We start from the raw sequence: 25,009 nt of genomic DNA, 5'->3' as shown, positions 1-25,009 counted from the left end.
GGGTGGGTCGCAGGTTAGCGGCAGGGGCCGCCATCAAAGCGTCACACACGCACGCTACGGTAGCGTGACCATGCAACGACTTCATCCCCGATCCGCCAGCCGACTCCTGCGCGGCATCGGGTCGGCCGCGCTCTGGGGCGCGATCGAGTTCGTTGCCCTGGCGCGCTCGCGCTGGATGGCGCGGCTGCACGCCGGGCGCTAGCGTTCGAAGCGCATCTACCCCGACTGCAGCGCCCGCCGGTACTGCACCGCCTCCGCCAGGTGCGCCACCTCGACGGCATCGGCGCCGGCCAGGTCGGCGATCGTGCGCGCCACCTTGAGCGCCCGGTGGGTGCTGCGGGCCGACCAGCCGAGCCGCGTCGCGGCCTGGTGCAGGAACTGGAGCGCCGCCGGCGCCAGCGCGGCATGGCGGTCGATCTCGGCCCCCGCAAGCGCCTGGTTCGGCCCGCCCTGGCGGGCCAGGGCACGCTCGCGCGCCGCCACCGCGCGGCCGCGGATGGCCGCGCTCGGCTCGCCGGCCGTGGCCTCCAGCAGCTGTTGCGCCGACACCCCGGGCACCTCGACGTGCAGGTCGATGCGGTCCAGCAGCGGGCCGCTGAGCTTGCCCTGGTAGCGGGCCACCTGGTCCGGCGTGCAGCGGCAGGTCCTGAGCGTCGAGCCCAGGTAGCCGCAGGGGCAGGGGTTCATCGCGGCGATCAGCTGGAACCGGGCCGGGAACTCCGCGCGGCGGGCGGCGCGGGAAATCGTGATGGTGCCGGTCTCCAGCGGTTCGCGCAGCGCCTCCAGCGCGGCGCGCGAGAACTCGGGGAACTCGTCCAGGAACAGCACGCCGTGGTGCGCCAGCGAGATCTCGCCCGGCCGCGGCGGCGACCCGCCGCCCACCATCGCCACCGCGCTGGCCGTGTGGTGCGGGCTGGCGGTCGGCCGCCGCATCCATTGCCCGGTCTCGAAGCGGCCGCCCAGGCTGGCGACCGCTGCGCTCTCCAGCGCTTCGTCCACGCTCATCGCCGGCAGCAGCCCGGCGAAGCGCTGCGCCAGCATCGACTTGCCCGAGCCGGGCGGGCCCACCATCAGCAGGCTGTGGCCGCCGGCCGCGGCGATCTCCAGCGCCCGCTTGGCGCCCGCGTGTCCCTTGACGTCGCCCAGGTCCGCCGGGCGCGAAGCCGGGCCGGGCGGCGCCGCCCGCACGCGGGCCCAGCCGTCGCCGGCGGCGTCCGGGGCCGGCGGCACGGCGCCCGCCGGCAGGAACTGCCGCACCACGTCCAGCAGGTGGCGGGCCCCGTAGACCTCGGCGTCCGGCACCAGCGCGGCCTCCTGCGCGCTCTCGGCCGGCAGCACCAGCCGCGCGGCAATGCCGCGCAGATGCAGGGCCAGCGCCATCGCCAGTGCACCACGCACGGGCCGCAATTGCCCCGACAAGGAGAGTTCGCCGGCGAATTCATGGCCGCCCAGCCGCCCGGCCTCGATCTGGCCGCTGGCCGCGAGGATGCCGAGGGCGATCGGCAGGTCGAAGCGGCCGGAATCCTTCGGCAGGTCGGCCGGCGCCAGGTTGACCGTGATGCGCTTGTTGGTCGGAAAGTCGAGCCCGGCATTCTGGATCGCGCAGCGGACCCGCTCGCGCGCCTCCTTGACCTCGACGTCGACCAGTCCGACCAGCGTGAAGCTGGGCAATCCGTTCGCCAGATGCACCTCGACCGTGACTTCGGCGGCTTCGAGGCCCAGCAAGGCGCGGCTCTGCACCAAACACAGACTCATTTCGCTCCCTTTCACCAAGATGGTGCGTGCCATCTCTTGTTCTTGATTGTGACCAAGTGCATCGGGCATCCGACCCTGCCTCGTTGGGAGGATGCGCTTTGGCACGCTCCCTGCTTTGAAGGGGATTCCTACCCACTTTCAAAACACTAGGAGTTCGCTCGATGATGCACCGCAAATCCGTCCAGATCCTGGCTTTGGGCGCGCTCGCCGCCCTGCCGATGCTCGCCAGCGCGCAGGCCGCCGCCGACGCGGCAGCCGCACCGGCGCCGAATCTCACGGGCAACGTCGCGCTGACGACCAACTACAAGTTCCGTGGCCAGGACCAGGACATGATCGGCAACAACGACTTCGCCAAGGACAGCTACTTCAAGCCGGCGATCCAGGGCGGCCTGGACTACGCCTTCGGCGACAGCGGCTTCTATGTCGGCAACTGGAACTCCAGCGTCAACTGGATGAAGGGCAACTCGATCGAGATGGACTTCTACGGCGGCTACAAGTTCAAGGGCGGCCCGATCGACTGGGACGTCGGCGTCCTGACCTATGTCTACCCGGGCAGCACCGCCGGCAACACGACCGAGATCTACGGCGCGGGCACCTGGGCCAACGAGTCCTTCGGCGCCTTCACCGCGAAGTATTCCTGGACCGTGTCCAAGGACTACTTCAACTACGCCGGCAACAAGGGCGGCTCGGGCCTGGACGGCACCAACACCGGCTACCTGAACCTGGCCTACACCAAGGAGATCATTCCCAAGGTGACGTTCAAGGCGGCGGTCGGCTACACCTTCTTCACCAGCGACATCCGCAGCCTTGGCTACAAGGACTACCTCGACTACAACGTCGGCGCCGCCTACGACTTCGGCAGCGGCCTGACGCTGGGCGGCTACATCCAGGGCGGCAGCGAGCAGAGCGCGTTCAACGTGGTCACCAACCCGGGCGTGGAAGTCAACGGCGTCACCTTCGGCCAGAGCACCTTCTCGCCCAACAAGACCCGCTTCATCCTGATGCTGACCAAGACGCTGTAGTCGCACACGGCGCGGCCCGCCGCCGCGCCGTCTTCTTTCATTCGTAGGAGAAACATCATGAAGCTGGTCACAGCCATCATCAAACCCTTCAAGCTCGACGAAGTGCGCGAGGCGCTGTCCGCCATCGGCGTGCAGGGCATCACGGTCACCGAGGTCAAGGGCTTCGGCCGCCAGAAGGGCCACACCGAGCTCTATCGCGGCGCCGAGTACGTCGTCGACTTCCTGCCGAAGGTCAAGATCGAAGCGGCCGTGGCCGATGAACTGGTGGAGCGCGTCATCGAGGCGGTCGAGAGCGCGGCGCGCACCGGCAAGATCGGCGACGGCAAGGTTTTCGTCTACGACCTGGAGCAGGTCGTGCGCATCCGCACCGGTGAAACGGGCCGCGAAGCCCTCTGACACGCAAGGCACGAAAGATAAAACCGAAATGAAAAAATTCCTTGTCTCACTCGCGCTGGGCCTGAGCCTGCTCGGCGCCGGCACGTCCGGCTTCGCGCAGGCGCCAGCAGCGGCACCCGCGGCGGAAGCGTCGGCGCCCGCCGCAGCCCCAGCCGCCGCACCCGCTGCCGCCGCGCCCGCAGCCGCTGCAGCAGCCCCGGCCGATGCGGCCGCTGCCGCACCGGCACCATCGTTCAACAAGGGCGACACCGCCTGGATGATGGTCTCGACCCTGCTCGTGATCATGATGACCGTGCCCGGCCTGGCGCTGTTCTACGGCGGCCTGGTGCGCAGCAAGAACATGCTGTCGGTGCTGATGCAGGTCATGGTCACGTTCTCGATGATCGTGGTCCTGTGGCTGATCTACGGCTACAGCCTCGCCTTCACCGAGGGCAACGCCTTCATCGGCGGCTTCGACCGCCTCTTCATGAAGGGCATCTTCGATCCGGCCACCGGCGTGTTCGCGCCCGGCGCGACCTTCAGCAAGGGCGTCTACATCCCCGAGCTGCTGTTCGCCGCATTCCAGGCCACCTTCGCCGGCATCACCTGCTGCCTGATCGTCGGCGCCTTCGCCGAGCGCATCAAGTTCTCGGCCGTGCTGCTGTTCATGGTGCTCTGGTTCACCTTCAGCTATGCGCCGATCGCCCACATGGTCTGGTTCTGGATGGGTCCGGACGCCTACACCACCAAGGAAGTGGTCGACGGCCTGAACGACAAGGCCGGCCTGATCTGGCAGTGGGGCGCGCTCGACTTCGCGGGCGGCACCGTGGTGCACATCAACGCCGCCGTCGCCGGCCTGGTCGGTGCCTACCTGGTCGGCAAGCGCATCGGCTACGGCAAGGAATCGTTCACGCCGCATTCGCTGACCTTGACGATGGTGGGTGCCTCGCTGCTGTGGGTGGGCTGGTTCGGCTTCAACGCCGGCTCGGCCCTGGAAGCCGGCACCAGCGCCGTGCTGGCCTTCATGAACACCTTCTCGGCCACCGCCGCCGCCGTGCTCGCATGGTCCATCGGTGAAGCACTGATGCGCGGCAAGGCCTCGATGCTGGGTGCCGCTTCCGGCGCCGTCGCCGGCCTGGTGGCGATCACCCCGGCCGCCGGCAACGTCGGCCTGATGGGCGCGATCATCATCGGCTTCGTCGCCGGCTTCGCCTGCCTGTGGGGCGTCCATGGCCTCAAGAAGATGCTCAAGGCGGACGACTCGCTGGACGTCTTCGGCGTCCACGGTGTCGGCGGCATCGTCGGCGCGCTGCTCACCGGCGTGTTCAACACCCAGGCCCTCGGCGGCCCCGGCCTGGTCGGCGACTGGGTCACGGCAGGCGTGATCTCCAATGGCATCGGTGCCCAGGTCTGGATCCAGCTCAAGGCCGTGCTGCTGACCATCGTCTGGTCGGGCGTGGTGGCTTTCATCTCCTTCAAGATCGCCGACCTGACCATCGGTCTGCGGGTGTCGGAAGAAGAAGAGCGCGAAGGCCTCGACATCACCTCCCACGGCGAAACCGCCTACAACCGCTGAAGCCTCCGGGCCGCCGCGTGCGGCCCGCTTCCGCGGCAAGAAAAATTGTCTGCGAGAGTCTCCTCTGGAAGTTCAGCCCGCACGCTTCGGCCTGCGGGCTGTTTTTTTGGGGGGCGCAGGGCGGGCGAATTGGCCTAAGCTCTCGCGGATGTGGACCACCCTCGACGACAGTCTGAGCCAGCTCGGCGAATCGCCGTTCTGGCATCCCGGCGAACGCGCGCTCTACTGGCTCGACATTCCCGGCCGCGCGGTGCTGCGCACCCGCGGCGACATCGACGGCACGCCGACGGTCGAGCGCTGGGACCTGCCGACCGAGCCCGGCTGCATGGCACCGGCGCGCCGCGGCGGGCTGGTGATCGCGCTGCGCGACGGGGTCTATCGCGCAGCCGACTGGGGCGCCGAATTGCGGCCGCTGGCGCGGGTCGACCATGACGTCCGCACCATGCGCTTCAACGACGGCAAGTGCGACGCGCTGGGTCGCTTCTGGGCCGGCACCATCAACGAAGCCAAGGACCGGGCCAACGCCACGCTCTACTGCCTCGACGCCCGCGGCGGCCGCGCGCCGGCGCTGCGGCCGATGGCCAACCAGGCCACCACCGCCAACGGCCTGGCCTTCGCGCCCGACGACGCCACCGCCTACTGGGCCGACACCGCCGCCCACCGGGTGCGGGCGTGGGCCTGGGCCGCGCGTGTCAACACCCTGTCGCACGAGCGCGTCTTCCAGCAGTTCGAGGACAAGCCCCAGGGCTGGACGCCGGCCTCGCCGCTGCGCTACGAAGGCCGGCCCGACGGCGCCACCGTGGATGCGCAAGGCCACTATTGGGTGGCGATGTTCGAGGGCGGACAGCTGCTGCGCTTCGCGCCCTCGGGCGAGCGGGTGGCGGCGCTGGCGACTCCGGTCCAATGCCCGACCATGCCCTGCTTCGGCGGCGACGACCTGCGCACGCTGTTCGTCACCAGCGCCCGCCGCGGCCGGCCGGCGGCCGAGCTCGAGGAACGCCCGGCCTCGGGCTGCGTGATCCGCATGCGCGTCGAGACCCCGGGGCGGCCGGTCGCCTTCTTCGAGGACTGACAGTGGCCCTCCAGCACATCCCGCCGATCCAGTGCCTGCTGACCTTCGAGGCGGTGGCGCGGCTGCGCCACGCGGGCCGCGCGGCCGACGAGCTGTGCGTCACCCCGAGCGCGGTGAGCCATCGCATCCGCCAGCTCGAATCGCATGTCGGCATCAAGCTCTTCGGCCGCAGCGACTTCAACCTGACGGCCGACGGCGCGGTCTACCTCGCCAACGTGCGCACCGGCCTCGCCGCCCTGCAGGCGGTGCCGAACCGCGACGCCGCGCGGCGCTCGACCCAGCTGCGGCTGGCGGTCACGCCGACCTTCAGCCGCCAGATGCTGATGCCGCACCTGGAGCTGTTCCGCAACATCTATCCCGATGTCGAGCTGGTGATGCAGGTCTCGATCCCGCTGCTGGACGTGACCGCCGAGCAGGCCGACCTCGAGGTGCGCTACGGCGGCGGCAACTACGCCGACTGCGAGAGCCGGCTGGTGCTCGAGGAGTCGGTGGTGCCGGCCTGCAGCCCGAGCTACCTCAACGAGTTCGGCCCTTTCACCGGCTTTCGCACCGAGGCGGAGATCGCCGCCGCGCGGCTGATCCGCAGCCCCCTGGAACCCTGGGGCACCTGGTTCGCGAGCTGCGGGCTGGACCATCCCGAGCCGCAGGTGGGCGCCCAGTTCAACGACCTGGGCCTGGTCTACGACGCCGCCGCCAGCGGTTTCGGCGTGGCGCTGGTGCGGCAGAAGCTGGGCGCGCAATGGCTCGAGTCGGGGCGGCTGGTGCCGCTGTCGGACCGGCCCGTGCCCTCGCCGCTGCGGCACTACATCTGCTGGCAGGCCGGCACGCTGGAGCGCTGGGAATGCGAGGCCTTTGCCGAGTGGCTGGTACAAACCCTGAGCTAGATCAACCAAATTTCAAGCCCGCCGCCAAAAACCTTCAATTCGGCGGGCCTGCGCGTCCTTAAAGTTCGATCCAGATACGAGACATCCACATTCTGGGAGCAAGCCATGACCTGGCAGCAGATCTACGACCCCTTCGGCAACATGATCATTTCCACCGCGCTGGCCGCGATTCCGGTGGTGGTGATGCTGGCCTGCCTCGGCTTCTTCCACATCAAGGCCCACATCGCGGCCGGGCTGGGCCTGCTGGCGGCGATCGCGGTCGCGGTCTTCGCCTACGGCATGCCGGTCGACATGGCGGGCCGCGCGGCGCTGTTCGGAGGCTTCACCGGGCTGCTGCCGATCGGCTGGATCGTGCTCAACATCATCTTCCTGCAGCAGCTGGCGGAGCAGAACGGCAGCTTCAAGGTGCTGCAGGATTCGCTCTCGGGCATCACCGAGGACCGGCGCATCCAGCTGCTGCTGATCGCCTTCTGCTTCGGCGCCTTCTTCGAGGGCGCGGCGGGCTTCGGCACGCCGGTCGCGGTCACCGCGGGCATCCTGATCGGGCTGGGCTTCTCGCCGCTGGCGGCCTCGGGCCTGAGCCTGATCGCCAACACGGCGCCGGTCGCCTTCGGCGCGCTCGGCACGCCGGTCATCACGCTGGCCAAGGTGCATGGCTACGACCTGATGGAGGTCACGGCGATGATCGGCCGCCAGCTGCCCTTCTTCTCGCTGCTGGTGCCGTTCTGGCTGATCTGGGCCTTCGCCGGCCGCAAGGCGATGTGGGAGATCTGGCCGGCGATCCTGGTCACCGGCCTGAGCTTCGCGATCCCGCAGTACCTGGTGTCGAACTTCATCGGCCCGGAGCTGGTCGACATCATCGCGGCCATCGTCTCGATGGTCTGCCTGGTGCTGTTCCTGCGCGTCTGGCAGCCGCGCACGATCTGGCATTCGCCCTCGCTCAAGGGCCACGACGTCAGCGCCCACGAGGCCAAGCCGCCGGCGCCGGTGGTGGTGCACGAGCGCGCGGCGCTGGTCCGCGCCTGGACCCCGTGGCTGATCCTGTCGGTGTTCGTCTTCGTCTGGGGGCTGCCCGCGGTCAAGACCGCGCTCAACGGCCTGTTCGCGCCCTCGTTCCCGATGGCCGGCCTGCACAACATGATCGAGAAGATGCCGCCGGTGGTGGCCGCGCCGACCAAGGAAGGCGCGGTCTACGTGCTGAACATCCTGTCGGCGACCGGCACCGGCATCCTGCTGTCGGCCGTGGTCAGCGCCTTCTTCATGCGCTACAACCCGGTCGAGATCGTGCGCATCTTCTTTCGCACCTTGTGGCTGGTGCGCTATTCGCTGTTGACCATCGTGCTCATGCTGGCGCTCGGCACGCTCACGCGCTTCTCGGGCACCGACACCACGCTGGGCCTGGCCTTCGCCAACACCGGCGCCTTCTATCCCTTCTTCGGCACCCTGATGGGCTGGATCGGCGTCGCGATGACGGGCTCCGACACCGCCTCCAACGTGCTGTTCGGCGGCATGCAGAAGGTGGCGGCCGAGCAGCTCGGCCTGTCGCCCAACCTGATGGGCGCGGCCAACAGCTCGGGCGGCGTGATGGGCAAGATGATCGACGCCCAGTCGATCGTGGTCGCCTCCACCGCCACCCGCTGGTTCAACCACGAAGGCGATATCCTGCGCTTCGTGTTTTTCCACTCGATCGCGCTGGCCTGCCTGGTCGGCCTCTACGTCACCCTGCAGGCCTACGTCTGGCCGTTCACCTTGATGGTCGTGCGTTGAAAGTTTCGCCATGAATGCGCCGCTCGGTTCCGCCGCACAGTCTTCGTTGTCGGCCTCGGCCCGCCAGGCCCAGGTGGTGCAGGCGCTGCGGCCGCATCTGCCCGTCCATGCGCTGATCTGGCACGACGAGGACACCGTGCCCTACGAGTGCGACGGCCTCACGGCCTACCGCCAGCGCCCGCTGGTCGTGGCCCTGCCCGAGACCGAGGCCCAGGTCTCGGCCGTGCTCAAGGCCTGCCACGGGCTCGGCGTGCCGGTGGTGGCGCGCGGTGCCGGCACCGGGCTGTCGGGCGGCGCGATGCCGCATGCGCTGGGCGTCACGATGTCGCTCGCCAAGTTCAACCGGATCGTGAAGATCGACCCGGTCAGCCGCACCGCGGTGGTCCAGTGCGGCGTGCGCAACCTGGCGATCAGCGAGGCGGCCGCGCCCTTCAACCTGTACTACGCGCCCGACCCCTCGAGCCAGATCGCCTGCACCATCGGCGGCAACGTGGCCGAGAACTCGGGCGGCGTGCACTGCCTCAAGTACGGCCTCACCCTGCACAACGTGCTGCGGGTGCGCGGCTTCACGGCCGAGGGAGAGGCGATCGAATTCGGCAGCGAGGCGCTCGACTGCGCCGGCCTCGACCTGCTGGCGCTGGTGATCGGCAGCGAGGGCATGCTGGCCGTCACCACCGAGGTCACGGTCAAGCTGGTGCCCAAGCCGCAGCTGGCGCGCTGCATCATGGCCAGCTTCGACGACGTCCGCAAGGCCGGCGACGCGGTGGCCGCGGTGATCGCGGCCGGCATCATCCCGGCTGGCCTCGAGATGATGGACAAGCCGATGACCGCCGCGGTCGAGGACTTCGTGCGCGCCGGCTACGACCTCGACGCCGCCGCCATCCTGCTGTGCGAATCGGACGGCACGCCCGAGGAGGTCGAGGAAGAGATCGGCCGCATGACCGGGGTGCTGCGCCAGTGCGGCGCCACCGCGATCGCCTGCAGCGAGAACGAGGACGAGCGGCTCAAGTTCTGGAGCGGGCGCAAGAACGCCTTCCCGGCCTCGGGCCGCATCAGCCCCGACTACATGTGCCTCGACTCGACGATCCCGCGCAAGCGGCTGGCCGACATCCTGCTCGCGATCCAGCAGATGGAGATCAAGTACGGCCTGCGCTGCTGCAACGTGTTCCACGCCGGCGACGGCAACCTGCATCCGCTGGTGCTGTTCGACGCCAACGACCCCGACGAGCTGCACCGCTGCGAGCTGTTCGGCGCCGACATCCTCGAGACCAGCGTCGCGATGGGCGGCACGGTGTCGGGCGAGCATGGCGTCGGCGTCGAGAAGCTCAACAGCATGTGCGTCCAGTTCACTGCGGCCGAGAACGCGCAGATGTTCGGCGTCAAGCGCGCCTTCGATCCGGCCGGCTTGCTGAACCCGGGCAAGGTGATCCCGACGCTGTCGCGCTGCGCCGAGTACGGCAAGCAGGTGTTCCGCGCCGGGCAGCCCATGGCCTTCCCGGACCTCCCCAGGTTCTGAGTCATCTTGATGGAATCCCCAGCCCTCACCCGGATCGCCGAGCGCATCCGCGCCGCCGCCGCCGACCGCACGACCCTGAGCATCCGCGGCGGCAACACCAAGGCCTTCTACGGCGAAGCCGCGCACGGCGAGGCCCTCGAGACCGCCGCGCTGGCCGGCGTCGTCAGCTACGAGCCCAGCGAACTGGTCGTCACCGTCGGGGCCGGCACGCCGCTGGCCGAACTGGAGGCGCTGCTGGCCGGGCAGGGCCAGTGCCTGCCCTTCGAGCCGCCGCGCTTCGCGCCCGGCGGCACGGTCGGTGGAATGATCGCGGCCGGCCTCAGCGGCCCGGCGCGCGCCAGCGTCGGCGCGGTGCGCGACTACTTGCTGGGCCTCACGCTGGTCAGCGGCCGCGGCGAGGTGCTGGTCTTCGGCGGCCAGGTCATGAAGAACGTCGCCGGCTACGACGTGTCGCGGGTGCTGGCCGGTTCGATGGGCGCCCTCGGGCTGGTGGCGCAGGCCAGCCTCAAGGTGCTGCCGGTGGCACCGGCCGAGGCCACGCTCGACTTCGCCTGCAGCCAGGCCGATGCGCTGCGCCTGCTCAACGAATGGGGCGGCCGGCCGCTGCCCCTCAACGCCAGCGCCTGGCGCGAGCGCGACGGCGTCGGCGTGCTGTCGCTGCGCCTGCGCGGCGCGGTGGCGGCGGTCGACGCGGCCTGCGCCCAACTGGGCGGCGAGCGCCAGGACGCCGGGCGCGCGGCGGCCGGCTGGCAGTCGCTGCGCGACCAGCAGCACCCCTGGTTCGGCGCCGGCACGGGCGCCTTGTGGCGCCTGTCGGTGCCGCAGACCGCACCGGTGCTCGACCTCGGCGGCGCGCCGCTGGTCGAGTGGCACGGCGGCCAGCGCTGGGTCCATGCCAGCCCCGGCGAATCGCAGCGGGTGCGTGCCGCGGCGCGCGCCGCCGGCGGCCATGCGACGCTTTTCAGGCCCGCGCCCGGGGCCCGCCACGAGCCCCGCTTCGACGCCTTGAGCGCACCGGTCGAGCGCATCCACCGCGCGCTCATGAACGAATTCGATCCCGATGCCGTGTTCGACCGCGGCCGGCTCCTCCCTGCCACCCCCACCGCGCACTGAAGCCCCCGCATGCAAACCGAACTCGCTCCCGAATTCCAGGGCACCGCCGACGGCCGCGAAGCCGAGGCGATCCTGCGCAAGTGCGTGCACTGCGGCTTTTGCACCGCCACCTGCCCGACCTACCAGCTGCTCGGCGACGAGCTCGACGGCCCGCGCGGGCGCATCTATCTGATCAAGCAGGTGCTCGAAGGCAAGGCGCCGACGCGCAGCACCCAGCTGCACCTCGACCGCTGCCTGACCTGCCGCAACTGCGAGAGCACCTGCCCGAGCGGCGTGCAGTACGGCCACCTGGTCGACATCGGCCGCAAGATCGTCGACCAGAAGGTGCCGCGGCCGGCGGGCGAGAGCGCCGTGCGGTGGACGCTCAAGGAGGCCCTGCCTTCGCCGCTCTTCGGCCCCGCGATGAAGCTGGGGCAGTCGGTGCGCGGCCTGCTGCCGGCCTCGCTCAAGGCCAAGGTGCCGGCGCCGCGGCCCGCGGGCGCCTGGCCCACCCGCACGCATGCCCGCAAGGTGCTGATGCTGGCCGGCTGCGTGCAGCCGTCGATGGCGCCCAACATCAACAGCGCCACCGCGCGCGTGCTCGACGCCGCCGGCATCCAGGCCGTGGTGGCGCCGAACGCCGGCTGCTGCGGCGCCGTCAAGTTCCACCTCAACGACCAGGACGGCGGCCGGGTGCAGATGCGCGCCAACATCGACGCCTGGTGGCCGCAGGTCGAGGGCGGCGCGGTCGAGGCGATCGTCATGAACGCCTCGGGCTGCGGCGTCACGGTGCGCGAGTACGGCCACATGCTGAAGGACGACCCGGCCTACGCCGCCAAGGCCGAACGCATCAGCGCCCTGACCCGCGACCTGAGCGAACTGCTGCCCGAACTGGTGCCGGCGCTCAAGGACCGCGTGGCGGCGCCGGCCGGGGTGATCGCCTACCACCCGCCGTGCACGCTGCAGCACGGCCAGAAGCTGCGCAACGGGGTCGAACTCAACCTGCGCGCGCTCGGCTTCGACATCCGGGTGGCGGCCAGCGAATCGCACCTGTGCTGCGGCTCGGCCGGCACCTATTCGGTGCTGCAGCCCGAGCTGGCCTACCCGCTGCGCGACCGCAAGCTGGGCCATTTGAACCAGCTGCAGCCCAGTGCCATCGCCTCGGCCAACATCGGCTGCATCACCCACCTGCAAAGCGGCACGCAGACGCCCGTGCGGCACTGGGTCGAGCTGCTCGACGCCGCCCTGGCGGCCTGAGCGGACATCTTCGAGGGTTCTGGTCCGACGCCCGGCGTGACGGCGCCGCGGCAGCATGCAGGCGTGTTCCTACCGGAGACTTCTCATGCATGCCTCTTCACGACACCTGGTGCGCGCCGCTGCGCTGTGCGCCTGCGCCGCCGCGCCCTGGCTGGTCCAGGCCCAGACCCCGGCCGTGGCGCCGGCCATGAAGGTCCAGGATGCCGGGCGCTACGTCTGCGGCGGCGTCGGCTCCGACGAGTCGGTCGCGATGCGCGCCGCCATGAAGGACCATCCGCTGTCGCTGCTGTTCGCCCGCGCCAGCGGCGCCTACCTGGCCGACGTCGACGTCATGGTGAAGGACGCCAAGGGCGGCACCGCGATGGCGATGCGCGCCACCGGCCCGGTCTGCCTGGTCGACCTGCCGGCCGGCCGTTACACGGTCGAGGCCGCGAGCGAGGGCGTGACCAAGAGCCAGACCGTGACGCTGGGCGCCGGCGCCAAGACCGCCGACTTCAGGTTCTGATCAGTCCGCCTTCAGCGCTGCCTCGATGTCGGCGGCGATCGACTCGGGCTTGTCGAGCGGCGCATAGCGCTTGCGCACCCGGCCGTCGCGGCCGACCAGGAACTTGGTGAAGTTCCACTTGATGGCGGTGCTGCCCAGCAGCCCCGGCGCCTCCTTGACCAGCCACTTGTAGAGCGGTGCGGCGGCGGCACCGTTGACGTCGATCTTCTCCATCATCGGGAAGCTGACGCCGTACTGCTCGGTGCAGAACGCGCCGATCTCCGCGTTGGTGCCCGGGTCCTGGTGCATGAACTGGTTGGACGGAAAGCCCAGCACGGCCAGGCCCTGCCCGGCGTACTTCTTGTAGAGCGCCTCCAGCCCCTCGAACTGCGGCGTGAAGCCGCATTGGCTGGCGGTGTTGACGATCAGCAGCACGCGGCCGCGGTATTCGGAAAGCGGTGCCGGCCGGCCGTCGATGCGGCGGGCCTCGAAGTCGTAGATGCTGGTCATGGCAAGTCCTGGGGGGAAAGCATCCGCCGATCATCGCCGGCCGCCGGGGCGCGTGCAAACGACGACCACACCGCCGCCGCCACGATCAGCGCGCCGCCGAGCCAGATCCGCGCCTCCATCGTGGCCGCGCCCAGCGCCACCGACGAGACGCTCGCGAACAGCACCTCCGACAGCATGATCACCGAGGTGGCGCTGGCCGCCAGCCGGGCCGCGCCGTACTGCAGGCAGACGTTGGCGAACACGAAGCCGGTGCCCAGCAGCAGGGCCCAGCCCCACCAGCCCGGGTCGGCCAGCGGCGGCGGCGCCATCGCGCCGAGCGCCGTGCCGGCCAGGGCGGTGGCGCCGGCCATCACGGCGCAGCCGCCGAACATCGCCAGCGCCCGGGCCTCGCCGGGGGCGCTGCGCAGCCGGCGCAGCAGGATGTTGGTCACGGCGAAGCCGAAGCCGGCGGCCACGCCCAGCCAGTCCGGCAGGCTCGCCGGCACCGGCCAGTCGGCCTCCGGCGACTTCAGCACCACCGCCACGCCGACCAGCGCCAGCGCCACCCGGGCGAGCGCGGCGAGGCTCGGCCGCTCGCCCAGGAAGGCCCAGGCCAGCAGGACGCTCCACAGCGGCATCAGGTAGAACAGCAGCACCACCCGCACCACGTCGCCCTGCGTCACGGCCCAGTTGAAGCCGACATTGGTCAGGCCCGCCGCCAGCCCCAGCCCCAGCAGTGCGGGCTGGCGCGCGAACAGGCCCCAGGCGCGCCGCCGCAGCAGCGCCATCGCGAGCGTGATGGCGGCATAGATCAGGCAGGTCGCCCACACCGGATGCAGGCCATGCCCCTCGAGTTGACGGAAGGGAAACCAGGAGACGCCCCAGACGAAGGCGTTGAAGATCAGCGCGAGAGCGGGCAAGGGAAGCGGGAACGGGTCAGTGGTGCTTGTCGCTGCGCGCGATGGCGAGCAGGTGCTCGACCTCTTCCGGATGGCGCCTCAGATTGTGCTGGTGCCAGCGCTTGATGAGCCACATGAAGCCGGCCACCACGATGCCGAAGGCGGTGATGGCCGAGTAGGCCGACAGGCCGATGCCGGTGCAGGCGCTGTAGAACGCGCCCAGCACCAGGATGCACGACTGCTCGTTGAAGTTCTGCACCGCGATCGAGCGGCCGGCCCCCATCAGGTTGTGGCCGCGGTGCTGCAGCAGCGCGTTCATCGGCACCACCAGGAAGCCGCCCAGGCCGCCGAGCAGGATCAGGAAGGGCACGGCGAGCCAGATGCTGCCGATGAAGTTCATGCCGATCACCAGCAGGCCCATGCCGATGCCCATCGGGATCACGCGGGTGGCCATGTCCAGCCGCATCTTCATCGAGGCCACGATGGCGCCGACCGCGGTGCCGATCGCCACCACGCCGGTCAGCGACGAGGCCTGCGCCGTGTTGTAGCCCAGCGCCAGCGAGGCCCAGGCCAGCACGATGTACTTGAGGTTGCCGCCGGCGCCCCAGAACAGGGTGGTGGTGGCGAGCGAGATCTGGCCCAGCTTGTCGCGCCACAGGCGCGAGTTGCACTGCCAGAAGTCGGGCAGCAGGGCGAACACGTTGCGCACGATGCCGTGCTGCGGGTTGGAGCGCAGCGGCCGCATCTCGACGCCCGTCAGCGGGATGCGGGTGTTGAACCAGGCGGCCACGATGTAGACCAGGATCAGCGCCGAGATCGCGGCCTCGGGCGGCGTGTTGACGCCGGTGTCGACGAACGGCAGGTCGAACGCCAGCAGGTGGCTCGACAGCGCATGCCCGACCAGCTGCCCGCCGAGCACGATGCCCAGGATGATCGAGGCGATGGTCAGCCCCTCGATCCAGCCGTTGGCCTTGACCAGCTGGGAGGCCGGCAGCAGCTCGGTCAGGATGCCGTACTTGGCCGGCGAATAGGCGGCGGCGCCGAGCCCGACGATGGCGTAGGCCATCAGCGGGTGCGAGCCGAACAGCATCATCACGCAGCCGACCACCTTGATCGCATTGCTGATGAACATCACCTGGCCCTTGGGCAAGGCGTCGGCGAAGGCGCCCACCAGCGGCGCCAGCGCCACGTAGAAGACGGTGAAGATCGGCACCAGCGCGGCGCGCTGCCACTCCGGCGCGCCGCTGGTCCGCATCAGCTCCACAGCAGCAACGAAAAGCGCGTTGTCGGCCAGTGACGAAAAGAACTGGGCCGACATGATGGTGTAGAAACCGCGCTTCATCGATGAGCTGGCTGGCCAGATGGGGAGGGCTGGCGGTAGTGAAAAAAGGGGCCCGCATCAGAGGCGGGTGCGCGGTTATAGCATGGGGTGCGCGATGTCAGAATGGCGCTTTCCGGCCCCAACGCCGGGCTTTGTTGTGTGAGTGTTTTCAGCTTTTCACCGGGTTTTTTGAAGTGCCGCGTCCGATCCTTGCCACTGTCCATGCCGCCGCCCTGCGCCACAACCTCGACCGGGCCCGTCGTTGCGCGCTCGATTCCCGGGTCTGGGCGGTGGTCAAGGCCAACGCCTACGGGCACGGGATCGAGCGGGTTTTCGACGCCTTCCGCGCCGCCGACGGCTTCGCCCTGCTCGACCTGGCGGAGGCCGAGCGGGTGCGCGCCCTGGGCTGGCGCGGGCCGATCCTGCTGCTCGAGGGCGTGTTCGAGCCGCGCGACCTCGAGCTGTGCTCCCGCCTCGGCCTCTGGCACACCGTCCACTGCGACGCCCAGATCGACATGCTGGCCGCCCACAAGACCCAGGTGCCGCAGCGCGTCTTTCTCAAGATGAACTCCGGCATGAACCGCCTGGGCTTCACGCCCGAGCGCTTTCGCTCGGCCTGGACCCGGCTGAACGCGCTGCCGCAGGTCGACGAGATCTCGCTCATGACGCACTTCAGCGACGCCGACGGCGAGCGCGGCATCGCGCACCAGATCGAGGTCTTCGAGCGCGCCGCGCAGGACCTGCCCGGCGAGCGCACGGTCGCCAACAGCGCCGCGACCTTGCGCCACGCGCCCCGGACCCGGGCCGACTGGGTGCGCCCCGGCATCGTGCTGTACGGCAGCGCCCCCGATTTCCCCGAGCACGACGCCGCCCACTGGCAGCTGCAGCCAGCCATGACGCTCGCCACCCGGCTGATCGCGGTGCAGACGCTGCAGGCCGGCGACACCATCGGCTACGGCTCCAGCTTCCGCGCCGAGGGCCCACTGCGCATCGGCGTCGCCGCGGTCGGCTATGCCGACGGCTACCCGCGGCACTGCAGCACGGGCACGCCGGTGCTGGTGAACGGCGTGCGCACGCGCATGGTCGGGCGGGTCAGCATGGACATGATCACGGTCGACCTGACGCCGGTGCCCGACGCCGGATTCGGCGCCGAAGTCACGCTGTGGGGCCGCTCGGCGTCCGGCTCCGTGCTGCCGATCGACGAAGTGGCACGGGCCGGCAACACCGTCGGCTACGAACTCATGTGCGCCGTCGCGCCGCGGGTGCCGATCACGGCGGACTGAAGCCCGCCGCCCGCTCTCGCGCTCGGTGCAGATCTGGGAGTCGCGCGTCGAGCAGGCGCTGCATCGCAGCCGCGACCTGCGCCTGCACGGCTTTGCGATCGGCGCCGCCATCCTGCTGCTGATGTGGCTGATGTCGCACCTGCAGATGCGGCTGGGCGTCGATGCGCTGGCGCTGCGCCATGCGGGGGCGCTGGGGGGGCGGCTACGCCGCCTACCTGCTGCTCTTGCGCTGGTGGGCTGGAAGATTGGTGCAGCGCAACACGAACTTCGATCCCGACCTGCCGGACCCCTGCACCTTCGAGGGTCCGTCGTCGCACCGGGGGCCAGTTCGAAGCCTGTGACCTGCCCGACGTGGGCGGTGGCGCGCTCGACATCGCGGGCGGTCTCGACGAGGGCGCGCTCTTCGTGGTGCCGGTCGTGGCGATCTTCCTGATCGGCGTCGCCATCGTGTGCGGCGCCGGCGCGCTGGTGCTGCTCTACTTCGGCTGGGACGCGCTGCTCGCGGTGGCGATCGAGATCGCCTTCTCGTACGTCTCGGCGCGCGCCGCGGTGCGGATCGCGCGCGAGGGCTGGTTCGCCGCGGCGGAGCGGCTCAGCTGGAAGCCGCTGCTCGGCGCGCTGCTGTGCGCGGTGCTGCTCGGCGCCGCGATCGACCGCTTCATGCCGCAGGTGAACTCGCTGCCGGCGGCGCTGCGGGCGCGGATGGGGCGGTAGCGCGATGGCGCGAGGGATCCTATAGTTGCGGCGAATGCGCACGACCAGTGCGCGGGCAACTAGAAGATTCAGGGAGTGCCCATATGCGAATCCGCCTGCGGTCAGTGAAGGCCTGCGCGCCTTCCGAAGGTGTTTCTCCGTCGCGAACGATGGGGCTGGATGTGTTTGCATTCGACTGTCGAATCCCGTGCGGCATAGCGCTCAGTCTGTTTTGCGCGGCGACAAGTGCCCAAGTCGAAACCCGCTGTTTGATCTACCACGGGGACGTGCGCGTCGACCCGAGCCTGGCCGTTGGGCCCACCTTCATATCCCTCGATGACGTTGACCGATCGAACATCATGCTCAGTGCGACTGAGCGAGATGGCCCAACCGGGGAGTCCAATGTGTGCGGCAACGCGACGCTCCGCACCGTGCAAAGCGCTGGCCCGTTCGGCTACCTCAACCTGGGAAGCGATTTTTGGGTCCCGTTCGGGGGTGATTCTGGTGGCAACGCCTACAGCGTGACCTATCACGACAGGATTCGGACCGCGCCGTGGCTCGACAGAGGCCAATGCAAGGTCCAAACAACCACGGACAGGTTTTCTGGCGTGGACTCAGCCGGCTTCGGAGACGATGCCCGCGGCGCCGGAACGATTTGCGTCACACGCGTGAGCAGGCCGGACGTCGTTATCGAACCGCTTGAGCTCAGAGTGGGAAAGACGGCCCATCTGCGCGTGCGAATCCAGACGCAGGGCACGCCGATCCCCTTCAAAGGCGCGAAAGCCAGACTCGCGCCCGCAGCCATCAATGGCAGTCTGTTTTGTGCCAATGCCACCGACGCCAAAGGCAATCTGGGTTGCGTATACGAAGCCCCCGCCAGGAGAGCGACGATCGAGACGGTCACCGGCGACTGCGTTGGCTGCAATTCAACGGCAAGCTCGACGATCACGGTGACGGGACCACCGAAGGTGCTCGGGTTTTTCAACGGAATTTGGAATACCAAAGAGGAGGCCGGAATGGGCCTGGATGCCCTCAAGAAATTGGTGGGCCCCAGCCATGACAATGCTCCGATTCGCTACGTATCCTTCTACAACCAGACTGCAAAAGGCGGCTCTGGGAGCCCACTTCAAGACATTGCTGAAACTTTCGTGCAGCGCGGCGTCGAGCTCGATGGCGTGTTGAACGATCGGTGGGAGCACTACTGGGATCTGCTTGCTGGCCGGCATGGCAACCCCAATTCATTGACCGGAAGCCTGATCAAGGGACTGGGCAGCGGTGGCTTGGCGCTCGCGCGCTTGCTCGACGCGACCTTCAATGCCACCTTGGGCCAGATCGTCGGGGGTTGGGCTCGCTTGCTCAGCGATCCGCCGACCGAAGCCGACCTGAACTCCCAGTTGGCCCAATTGCGAATCTTGGCCGGCGACGATGCCCATCTTGTCCTCTTGGCGCATTCGCAGGGAAACCTCTTCGCCAACGCGGCACACGACGGGCTGCTGGCCAGTGACCCGCGCGTGGCGGTCAAGGTCGTCCATGTCGCCCCCGCTTCGCCTACCACGCGTGGAGAGTACGGACTGTCTGATCGGGATCTGGTGGTCAATGCGCTTCGTTTCCAAGGGGGCAATAGCGTGAGGGCTGCCAATTGGAGCCTTCCGTTCAGTTCGGTCGATGCGAGCGGCCATATGTTGGTGCCCACTTACCTGGACGCCGCGCGTGAGGGCCGCGCCAAGGTCAAGGCGTTGGTAGCGTCAGCGTTTGATGGGCTTGCAGGTCCTTGAGGGAGAGCGAATATGACCCATGTGTCGAAGACTCGACTGGGCCGCGCCGTGGCAATGAGGGCGGTCGGCGTGCTGCCTGCACTGCTCGTCGCCTGTGGCGGCAGCGGCGATGAGACCGCCGTGGTCCCAACTGGCGCACCGACGGCGGAGGCATTGGCGGAGGGCCCCGGCGCCGTAGTTCCTCCGCCACCCCCGATCGCAGGATCGTTGGCGCTCAAGGATCAGATCGTTGCCCTGGAGCGAATCGGTACGGTTCCGGCGCTTGACCGGTCGCGAGATATCTCAGGGCCGGATTTCAATCGAAACGGCGTGCGCGATGACATCGAGGCATGGATCCACACGCGGCCCATCAACGAGAGCCAGCGCCGGGCGCTGATGCAGAAAGCCAGGGATCTGCAGATGACTCTTCTTGTTGATCTCAAGGACAAGGCCGGCCTGGACCGCAGCGGTGATCAGCTGATGGCATCGACGAAGTGCGCTGGCGATCGCTTTGACCCGCGCAGCGAATCGTACGGGTACACGCAGAAGATCGAAGCGATGACTGCGAATACGCGAGAGCGTGCCGCGCGCTATGCGCAGTACAACGCAGCCCAGTCCGGAAGTTCCACGACCTACCCGTCCGGCGACACCTGCGAGCCCTGAGTCTGTCCGTCGGCTCAGTACAAGCCCAACTGCCGCGCCCGCAGCCGCGCCAGCCCCAGCAGCGCATCGGTGAACGGCGTCGCCACGCCGGCGCGTTCGCCGAGTTCGCGCACCGAGGACACCAGCGCGTCGAGCTCGACCGCGCGGCCGGCTTCCACGTCCTGCAGCATCGAGGTCTTGAAGGCGCCGAGCTTGCGCGTGACCGCGTGGCGATCTTCCGGCGTGTCGGCGATCGGCACGCCGATCCGGGCGCCGACCTCCTTGGCCTCCAGCATGATGGTCGAGATGAAGCCGCGCACCAGGTCGTCGCCCAGGATCAGGTCGGTGGTGGCGCCGGTCAGCAGGCTGATCGGGTTGACCGTCATGTTGCCCCAGAGCTTGTACCAGACGTCTTTCTGGATCTGCGGCGAGAGCTGGGTGTCGATGCCCGCGCCGGCCAGCAGGTCGCGCAGCGCCCTGGCGCGCGGCGTCGCCTCGCCGGAGGGCTCGCCGACGATCAGGCCGTTGCCGAAGTGATGCCGCACCACGCCCGGCGCGTCGAGCGCGCAGCTGGCGTGCACCACGCAGCCGATCACGTGCCGGGCGGGGATCGCCGCATCGATCTTGCCGCCCGGGTCGACCGCCTCGAGCTGGGCACCGGCCAGCGGGCCGCCGAAGCCGCCCTGCAGGAACCACCACGGAACGCCGTTCATGGCCGTCAGCACGATCGTGTCGGGGCCCAGCAGCGGCGCGATCTGCTGCGCCACGGCCGGCAGCGAGGGCGCCTTGACGGCGACGATCACGAGGTCCTGGACGCCGAGCGCCGACGGGTCCGCGCTGGCGTTGACGGGCACGCTCACGCGCGAATCGCCGCTGGCCAGGGTGAGCCCGTCGCGCTGCAGGGCCTCCAGCGTGGCGCCGCGCGCCACCACGTTGATCGCCGAGCCGGCCCGCGCGAGCTTGGCGCCGATCCAGCCGCCGATGGCGCCGGCGCCGTAGATGCAGATTTTCATTTTCGGGAGATTCCTTTGCGCTTGGCTTGAGGCTCGCCCCGGCCCCTTCCGGGAACACCGCGGAACCGGCTTTGCCGGGCCGCTGGTGTTGCCCCCGGCGGGGGGTGGGCGGCTACACGAAGTGAGCCAACCTGGGGGGAGCTCTATAGCTTGTAGCTGTCGTCGATGCGGTCGACCTGGCGCACGAGGGCGTCGAACACATCCTGGCCGGCGCCGTGCGCCGGGTTGAACTGCAGCGCGTCGCGCGTGCAGCGCTCGGCGATGGCCTCGGAGACCGGGATCGGCGCGCCCATCGACAGCGTCGCCAGCTGGATCTCGCAGGCGCGCTGCAAGGTCCAGAGGATCGCGAAGGTCTGGGGCAGCGTCTCGCCCCAGGCCAGCAGGCCGTGGTTGCGCAGGATCACGGCCTTGCGCTCGCCGATGCTCTTGAGCAGGCGCGGCCCTTCGTCGGCATGGATCGTGATGCCCTCGAACGCGTGGTACGCGACCATGCCGTGCAGCTGCGCCGTATAGAAATTGGTCTGCTGCAGGCCGCCCTGCAGGCAGGCCACCGCCACGCCGGCGGTGGTGTGGACGTGCATCACGCAATGCGCATCCGGCAGGCCGTCGTGGATCGCGGCATGCACCGTGAAGCCGGCCGGGTTCACCGCATGGGTGGAGCCGTCGAGCACCCGGCCCTGGAGGTCGATCTTGACCAGGTTGCTGGCCGTGACCTCGCTGTAGTGCAGGCCGAAGGGGTTGATCAGGAACTGCTTCTCGCCACCGGTCACGCTGTCGGGCAGCCGCACCGTGATGTGGTTGTAGATCATCTCGGTCCAGCCCAGCATCGCGAACACGCGGTAGCAGGCGGCGAGCTGCAGCCGGGCGGCGCGCTCGTCGGGGTGGAGGGCGGGATGCACCAGCGCCGAGGGCGATGGGGTGGCGAGTGTGTTCATCTGCAGTTCCTTTTCATGGCTATCCTTCCGCGGTGAAGCCGACCTGCTTGACGATCGGCGCCCACTTGGCGGTGTCTTTCTTGATCAGCTCCGTCAGCTCGCCCGGCGTCGACGACATCGCCTCCAGGCCGAAGCCCGCCAGGCCGTCGATCACGTCCTTCTGTGCCAGCGCCTGCTTGAAGGCGGCATTGGCGCGCGCCACCACCTCGGGCGAGGCCTTGGCCGGCAGCAGGAAGGCGAACCACTCGCTGTGCGTCATGTCCTTGATGCCCTGCTCCTCGAAGGTCGGCACGTCGGGCGCGAAGCGGCTTCGCTTGGCGCCCGAGACGCCGAGGATGCGCACCTTGCCGGTCGGCAGGTGCTGCGTGATGTCGCCGATCGGGCCCGACACCGCCGCGATGTTGCCGCCCAGCAGGTCGAGCATCGCGGGCTGGGTGCCGCGGTAGGCCGCGTGCTTGAGCTCCACGCCCGCGCTCTTGCCCAGCAGCGCGCCGATGAAGTGCGGCGTCGAGCCGGCGGCCGGCGAGCCGAAGTTGGCGCCTTCGGGATGGGTCTTGGCCCAGGCGAGGAACTCGGGCACGGTCTTGATCGTGAGCGGCACCGCCGGCCCGACCGCGAAGCCGAAGTCGAACACGCAGGCGATGGTCACCGGCGACAGGTCGACCAGCGGGTCGTACGGCAGCTTCTTGTAGATGTGCGGATAGATCGTGAGGATCGAGGTCGGGGTCTGCAGGATCGTGGCGCCGTCGGCCGGCTGGCTCTTGACGTAGGTGACCGCGATCTGGCCGCCGGCGCCGGTGCGGTTCTCCACCACGACGGCGCGTCCGTAGTCGGGCTGCAGGCGGGTGGCGACACGGCGGCAGGTGGTGTCGGAAGTGCCGCCGGCCGCGAAGCCGGTGATCAGGCGCGCGGTCTCGAAGGGGAAGGCTTGCGACTGGGCGAAAACCTGCTGGCCCAGGCTGGCCAGCAGCGCGGAGGCGCTGGTGGTCTGCAGCAGGTGGCGGCGGGTGATGGTCATTGGGATGTCTCCTCGGGTGATCGATGCGTTGGAAAGGGCGTATTTTTCCCGCAACTTGTTGCGCCGCACACCCGCGTTTACCTCACGTATCGGGCACCAGGGTTCCGCATCCACCACGCCGGGCTCAGTAGGTGCCACCGCCGGCGGCCGGCTTGGCCGTGTTCTTGAAGCTCGCCGCCAGCGCGCTGGTGCTGCGCACCAGCAGGTTGGTGTCCAGCCCGACGGCGACGAAGGTCGCGCCCAGCGCCAGGTACTTGCGCGCCAGCGCCTCGTTGGGCGTGAGGATGCCCGCGGCCTTGCCGGCGCGCTGGATGCGGGCGATCGCGTCCTCGATCGCCGCCTGAACCTCGGGGTGGTCGGAGTCGCCCACGTGGCCCATCGAAGCCGACAGGTCGGCCGGCCCGATGAAGACCCCGTCGACGCCGTCGACCGCCGCGATCGCGTCCAGCTGCGCCAGCGCCTCGCGCGACTCGGCCTGCACCAGCAGGCAGACGCGGTCGTTGGCTTCCTTCGCATAGGCGGGGTAGCGGCCCCAGCGCGAGGCGCGGGCGCCGCCCATGCCGCGGATGCCCTCGGGCGGGTAGCGCATCGCGCGCACGATCGCGCGCGCCTGCTCGGGCGTGTCGACCATCGGCACCAGCAGGGTCTGCAGGCCGAGGTCGAGGTACTGCTTGATCAGCGCCGCGCCTGCGTCGCCATGGCCCAGCGGCACGCGGGCGATCGCGTGGACGCCCGGATAGCCGGCGATCGCCTGCGCCTGCTGCAGGATGCTGGCGAGGCCATTGGGCGAATGCTCGCCGTCGATCAGCAGCCAGTCGAAGCCGGCTCCGGCGCAGATCTCGGCGCTGTAGGCGTCGGCCAGGCCGAGCCAGAGGCCGATCTGCGCGCGCTTCTCGGCCAGGGCTTGCTTGAAGGGGTTGGTGGGTGTGGTCATGGGGGGTCTTTCAGACGAAGCGGAAGGAGATGGCGCCCAGGGGGCCGTAGTCCGCATGGAATGTATCGCCCGGCAGGGCGCTGGTCGGCCGCGTGAACGAGCCGCCGAGCACGATCTCGCCGGCCTCCAGGCACTCGTCCCAGGGTGCCAGCTTGTTGGCGAGCCAGGCGACGCCGGTGGCGGGGTGGTTCAGCACCGCGGCCGCGACCCCGGATTCCTCGATGACGCCGTTCTTGTAGAGCAGCGCGCTGACCCAGCGCAGGTCGACCGCGTCCGGCTTCACCGGCCGCCCGCCGGTCACGATGCCGGCATTGGCCGCGTTGTCGGCGATGGTGTCGTAGACCTTGCGCATCTGCTGGGTGTGGCGGTCGAACTGCTCGATGCGGGCGTCGATGATCTCGATCGCCGGCACGACGTAGTCGGTGGCGTCCAGCACGTCGAAGATCGTCACGTTCGGCCCCTGGAGCCGCTTGCCGAGCTTGAAGGCCAGCTCGACCTCCACCCGCGGCGCGATGAAGCGCGAGAACGGGATGTCGCCGCCCTGCTCGAAGAACATGTCGTCGAGCAGCGTGCCGTAGTCGGGCTCGTCGATCTGGCTCGACAGCTGCATGGCGCGCGAGGTCAGGCCGATCTTGTGGCCCTTGACGCTGCGGCCTTCGGCGATCTTGGCCTTGACCCATTCGCGCGAGATCGCGTAGCCGTCCTCGATCGTCATCGCGGGATGGCGCTTGGAGAAATGCTCGACCTGCACGCGCGACTTCTCGCTTTCGTGCAGTTCGGCGGCCAGCTGGCGGATGAGTTCGGGTGCGAGCATGGTTCAGGCCTTGTTGAAGAGGGGATGCAGGTTGCTGTGCTTGCCGTCGTAGACCTGGCCGGGGCTCTCGTCGATCTGCAGCGTGATGCCGATGTGGCGTTGGTCGAAGACCGGCGCGAAGTGCGCCTTGGTCACGCCCAGCAGGGCGTCGCCGACGCGCTGGTGCACCGCGGCGCTTCGGCCCGCGCCCATCCGCAGGTTGAGGTAGACGAAGGCGTAGTCGGCGCGGCCGTCGGCCACCGCATGGTGCGCCGCCGGGTAGGCCAGCACGCGGGTGCCGCCGGTCGGGTAGACCTGCCGGCCCTCGTCGTCGCGCTGTTCGAGCATGCAGTCGGCCAGCGCGCGGCAGAGTGCCGACATGTCGGTCTCGCGCTCGATGCTGGGGGTGTAAAGGATCACCAGATGTGGCATTTG

27 protein-coding genes are annotated in these 25,009 nt (G+C 69.3%); 16 read left to right on the top strand and 11 right to left on the bottom strand.

Annotated features, from left to right (window positions below; all coding sequences use genetic code 11):
• The first annotated feature begins 70 nt into the window (after positions 1-70).
• Positions 71-202, top strand: a complete 132-nt coding sequence (locus QTI33_RS22560) for a hypothetical protein (RefSeq protein ID WP_286508560.1) — start codon at positions 71-73, stop codon at positions 200-202.
• A 14-nt stretch (positions 203-216) separates the two neighbouring features.
• Here QTI33_RS22560 and QTI33_RS22555 read toward each other — a convergent pair whose 3' ends face one another.
• Complete coding sequence (locus tag QTI33_RS22555) at positions 217-1,755, bottom strand: YifB family Mg chelatase-like AAA ATPase (protein WP_286508558.1); 1,539 nt, start codon at positions 1,753-1,755, stop codon at positions 217-219.
• 164 nt (positions 1,756-1,919) lie between these two features.
• Between QTI33_RS22555 and QTI33_RS22550 the strand changes: the two genes are divergently transcribed.
• From QTI33_RS22550 to QTI33_RS22505, 10 genes are all read left to right on the top strand, one after another.
• A complete protein-coding gene (locus QTI33_RS22550; RefSeq protein WP_286508556.1) occupies positions 1,920-2,777 on the top strand; it encodes a TorF family putative porin in 858 nt (285 codons plus the stop codon).
• A 57-nt stretch (positions 2,778-2,834) separates the two neighbouring features.
• A complete protein-coding gene (glnK, locus tag QTI33_RS22545) occupies positions 2,835-3,173 on the top strand; it encodes a P-II family nitrogen regulator (protein WP_162565354.1) in 339 nt (112 codons plus the stop codon).
• Between the two features lie 28 nt (positions 3,174-3,201).
• The gene (amt, locus tag QTI33_RS22540) at positions 3,202-4,728 is read left to right on the top strand and encodes an ammonium transporter (protein WP_286508554.1); all 1,527 of its coding nucleotides are present in this window, start codon (positions 3,202-3,204) and stop codon (positions 4,726-4,728) included.
• 148 nt (positions 4,729-4,876) lie between these two features.
• Complete coding sequence (locus QTI33_RS22535) at positions 4,877-5,800, top strand: SMP-30/gluconolactonase/LRE family protein (RefSeq protein ID WP_286508553.1); 924 nt, start codon at positions 4,877-4,879, stop codon at positions 5,798-5,800.
• A gap of 2 nt (positions 5,801-5,802) precedes the next feature.
• Positions 5,803-6,684 (top strand): LysR substrate-binding domain-containing protein, encoded by an 882-nt coding sequence (locus QTI33_RS22530; RefSeq protein WP_286508552.1) that lies wholly within the window; start codon positions 5,803-5,805, stop codon positions 6,682-6,684.
• A 105-nt stretch (positions 6,685-6,789) separates the two neighbouring features.
• Positions 6,790-8,451 (top strand): L-lactate permease, encoded by a 1,662-nt coding sequence (locus tag QTI33_RS22525; RefSeq protein ID WP_286508550.1) that lies wholly within the window; start codon positions 6,790-6,792, stop codon positions 8,449-8,451.
• 10 nt (positions 8,452-8,461) lie between these two features.
• Positions 8,462-9,967, top strand: coding sequence for an FAD-linked oxidase C-terminal domain-containing protein (locus tag QTI33_RS22520; RefSeq protein ID WP_286508549.1), 1,506 nt, complete (start codon positions 8,462-8,464; stop codon positions 9,965-9,967).
• Between the two features lie 9 nt (positions 9,968-9,976).
• Positions 9,977-11,080, top strand: coding sequence for a glycolate oxidase subunit GlcE (gene glcE, locus QTI33_RS22515; protein WP_286508547.1), 1,104 nt, complete (start codon positions 9,977-9,979; stop codon positions 11,078-11,080).
• Between the two features lie 9 nt (positions 11,081-11,089).
• Positions 11,090-12,316 carry a glycolate oxidase subunit GlcF gene (gene glcF / locus QTI33_RS22510; RefSeq protein ID WP_286508546.1) on the top strand — a complete coding sequence of 409 codons (1,227 nt, stop codon included), beginning with the start codon at positions 11,090-11,092 and terminating at the stop codon, positions 12,314-12,316.
• Between the two features lie 85 nt (positions 12,317-12,401).
• Positions 12,402-12,821 (top strand): carboxypeptidase-like regulatory domain-containing protein, encoded by a 420-nt coding sequence (locus QTI33_RS22505; protein ID WP_286508545.1) that lies wholly within the window; start codon positions 12,402-12,404, stop codon positions 12,819-12,821.
• On the opposite strand, the gene QTI33_RS22500 is transcribed toward QTI33_RS22505, so the two are convergent.
• The 3 genes from QTI33_RS22500 to lplT are packed head-to-tail and all read right to left on the bottom strand — an operon-like array spanning position 12,822 to position 15,530.
• Entirely contained in the window at positions 12,822-13,310 is a 489-nt protein-coding gene (locus QTI33_RS22500) for a glutathione peroxidase (protein ID WP_286508544.1), read from the bottom strand.
• Positions 13,307-14,209 (bottom strand): DMT family transporter, encoded by a 903-nt coding sequence (locus tag QTI33_RS22495; RefSeq protein WP_286508543.1) that lies wholly within the window; start codon positions 14,207-14,209, stop codon positions 13,307-13,309. Before QTI33_RS22495 ends, QTI33_RS22500 begins: the two co-directional genes overlap by 4 nt.
• A 16-nt stretch (positions 14,210-14,225) precedes the next feature.
• Complete coding sequence (gene lplT, locus QTI33_RS22490; RefSeq protein WP_286508541.1) at positions 14,226-15,530, bottom strand: lysophospholipid transporter LplT; 1,305 nt, start codon at positions 15,528-15,530, stop codon at positions 14,226-14,228.
• 173 nt (positions 15,531-15,703) lie between these two features.
• Between lplT and alr the strand changes: the two genes are divergently transcribed.
• On the top strand, positions 15,704-16,792 hold the full coding sequence (alr, locus tag QTI33_RS22485) for an alanine racemase (RefSeq protein ID WP_286508539.1): 1,089 nt from the start codon (positions 15,704-15,706) through the stop codon (positions 16,790-16,792).
• Here the strand turns inward: alr and QTI33_RS35180 are convergent.
• Positions 16,779-16,973, bottom strand: a complete 195-nt coding sequence (locus tag QTI33_RS35180) for a hypothetical protein (RefSeq protein ID WP_353506351.1) — start codon at positions 16,971-16,973, stop codon at positions 16,779-16,781. The two genes, alr and QTI33_RS35180, sit on opposite strands and share 14 nt — an antisense overlap.
• Between QTI33_RS35180 and QTI33_RS35175 the strand changes: the two genes are divergently transcribed.
• From QTI33_RS35175 to QTI33_RS22470, 4 genes are all read left to right on the top strand, one after another.
• A complete protein-coding gene (locus QTI33_RS35175) occupies positions 16,972-17,133 on the top strand; it encodes a hypothetical protein (RefSeq protein WP_353506350.1) in 162 nt (53 codons plus the stop codon). The genes QTI33_RS35180 and QTI33_RS35175 overlap by 2 nt on opposite strands.
• Before the next feature lie 10 nt (positions 17,134-17,143).
• Entirely contained in the window at positions 17,144-17,506 is a 363-nt protein-coding gene (locus QTI33_RS35170; RefSeq protein WP_353506349.1) for a hypothetical protein, read from the top strand.
• 83 nt (positions 17,507-17,589) lie between these two features.
• The gene (locus QTI33_RS22475; RefSeq protein WP_286508536.1) at positions 17,590-19,260 is read left to right on the top strand and encodes a hypothetical protein; all 1,671 of its coding nucleotides are present in this window, start codon (positions 17,590-17,592) and stop codon (positions 19,258-19,260) included.
• 12 nt (positions 19,261-19,272) lie between these two features.
• Entirely contained in the window at positions 19,273-19,902 is a 630-nt protein-coding gene (locus tag QTI33_RS22470; RefSeq protein ID WP_286508534.1) for a hypothetical protein, read from the top strand.
• A gap of 14 nt (positions 19,903-19,916) precedes the next feature.
• On the opposite strand, the gene QTI33_RS22465 is transcribed toward QTI33_RS22470, so the two are convergent.
• The 6 genes from QTI33_RS22465 to QTI33_RS22440 all read right to left on the bottom strand — a co-directional run bounded on the left by QTI33_RS22465 (position 19,917) and on the right by QTI33_RS22440 (position 25,006).
• On the bottom strand, positions 19,917-20,894 hold the full coding sequence (locus QTI33_RS22465) for a 2-dehydropantoate 2-reductase (protein WP_286508532.1): 978 nt from the start codon (positions 20,892-20,894) through the stop codon (positions 19,917-19,919).
• 143 nt (positions 20,895-21,037) lie between these two features.
• A complete protein-coding gene (locus QTI33_RS22460; protein ID WP_286508530.1) occupies positions 21,038-21,829 on the bottom strand; it encodes a class II aldolase/adducin family protein in 792 nt (263 codons plus the stop codon).
• 19 nt (positions 21,830-21,848) lie between these two features.
• Positions 21,849-22,847, bottom strand: coding sequence for a Bug family tripartite tricarboxylate transporter substrate binding protein (locus QTI33_RS22455; RefSeq protein ID WP_286508529.1), 999 nt, complete (start codon positions 22,845-22,847; stop codon positions 21,849-21,851).
• Between the two features lie 124 nt (positions 22,848-22,971).
• Positions 22,972-23,781 (bottom strand): aldolase/citrate lyase family protein, encoded by an 810-nt coding sequence (locus QTI33_RS22450; protein ID WP_286508527.1) that lies wholly within the window; start codon positions 23,779-23,781, stop codon positions 22,972-22,974.
• 10 nt (positions 23,782-23,791) lie between these two features.
• Positions 23,792-24,595, bottom strand: coding sequence for a 2-oxo-hept-4-ene-1,7-dioate hydratase (hpaH, locus tag QTI33_RS22445; RefSeq protein WP_286508525.1), 804 nt, complete (start codon positions 24,593-24,595; stop codon positions 23,792-23,794).
• 3 nt (positions 24,596-24,598) lie between these two features.
• Positions 24,599-25,006 (bottom strand): 5-carboxymethyl-2-hydroxymuconate Delta-isomerase, encoded by a 408-nt coding sequence (locus QTI33_RS22440; RefSeq protein ID WP_286508523.1) that lies wholly within the window; start codon positions 25,004-25,006, stop codon positions 24,599-24,601.
• Positions 25,007-25,009: the final 3 nt, after the last annotated feature.

The sequence above is a fragment of the Variovorax davisae genome, from assembly GCF_030316845.1.
Taxonomy (GTDB): Bacteria; Pseudomonadota; Gammaproteobacteria; order Burkholderiales; family Burkholderiaceae_C; genus Variovorax; species Variovorax davisae.
This window is presented reverse-complemented; position numbering and strand designations above follow the sequence as displayed.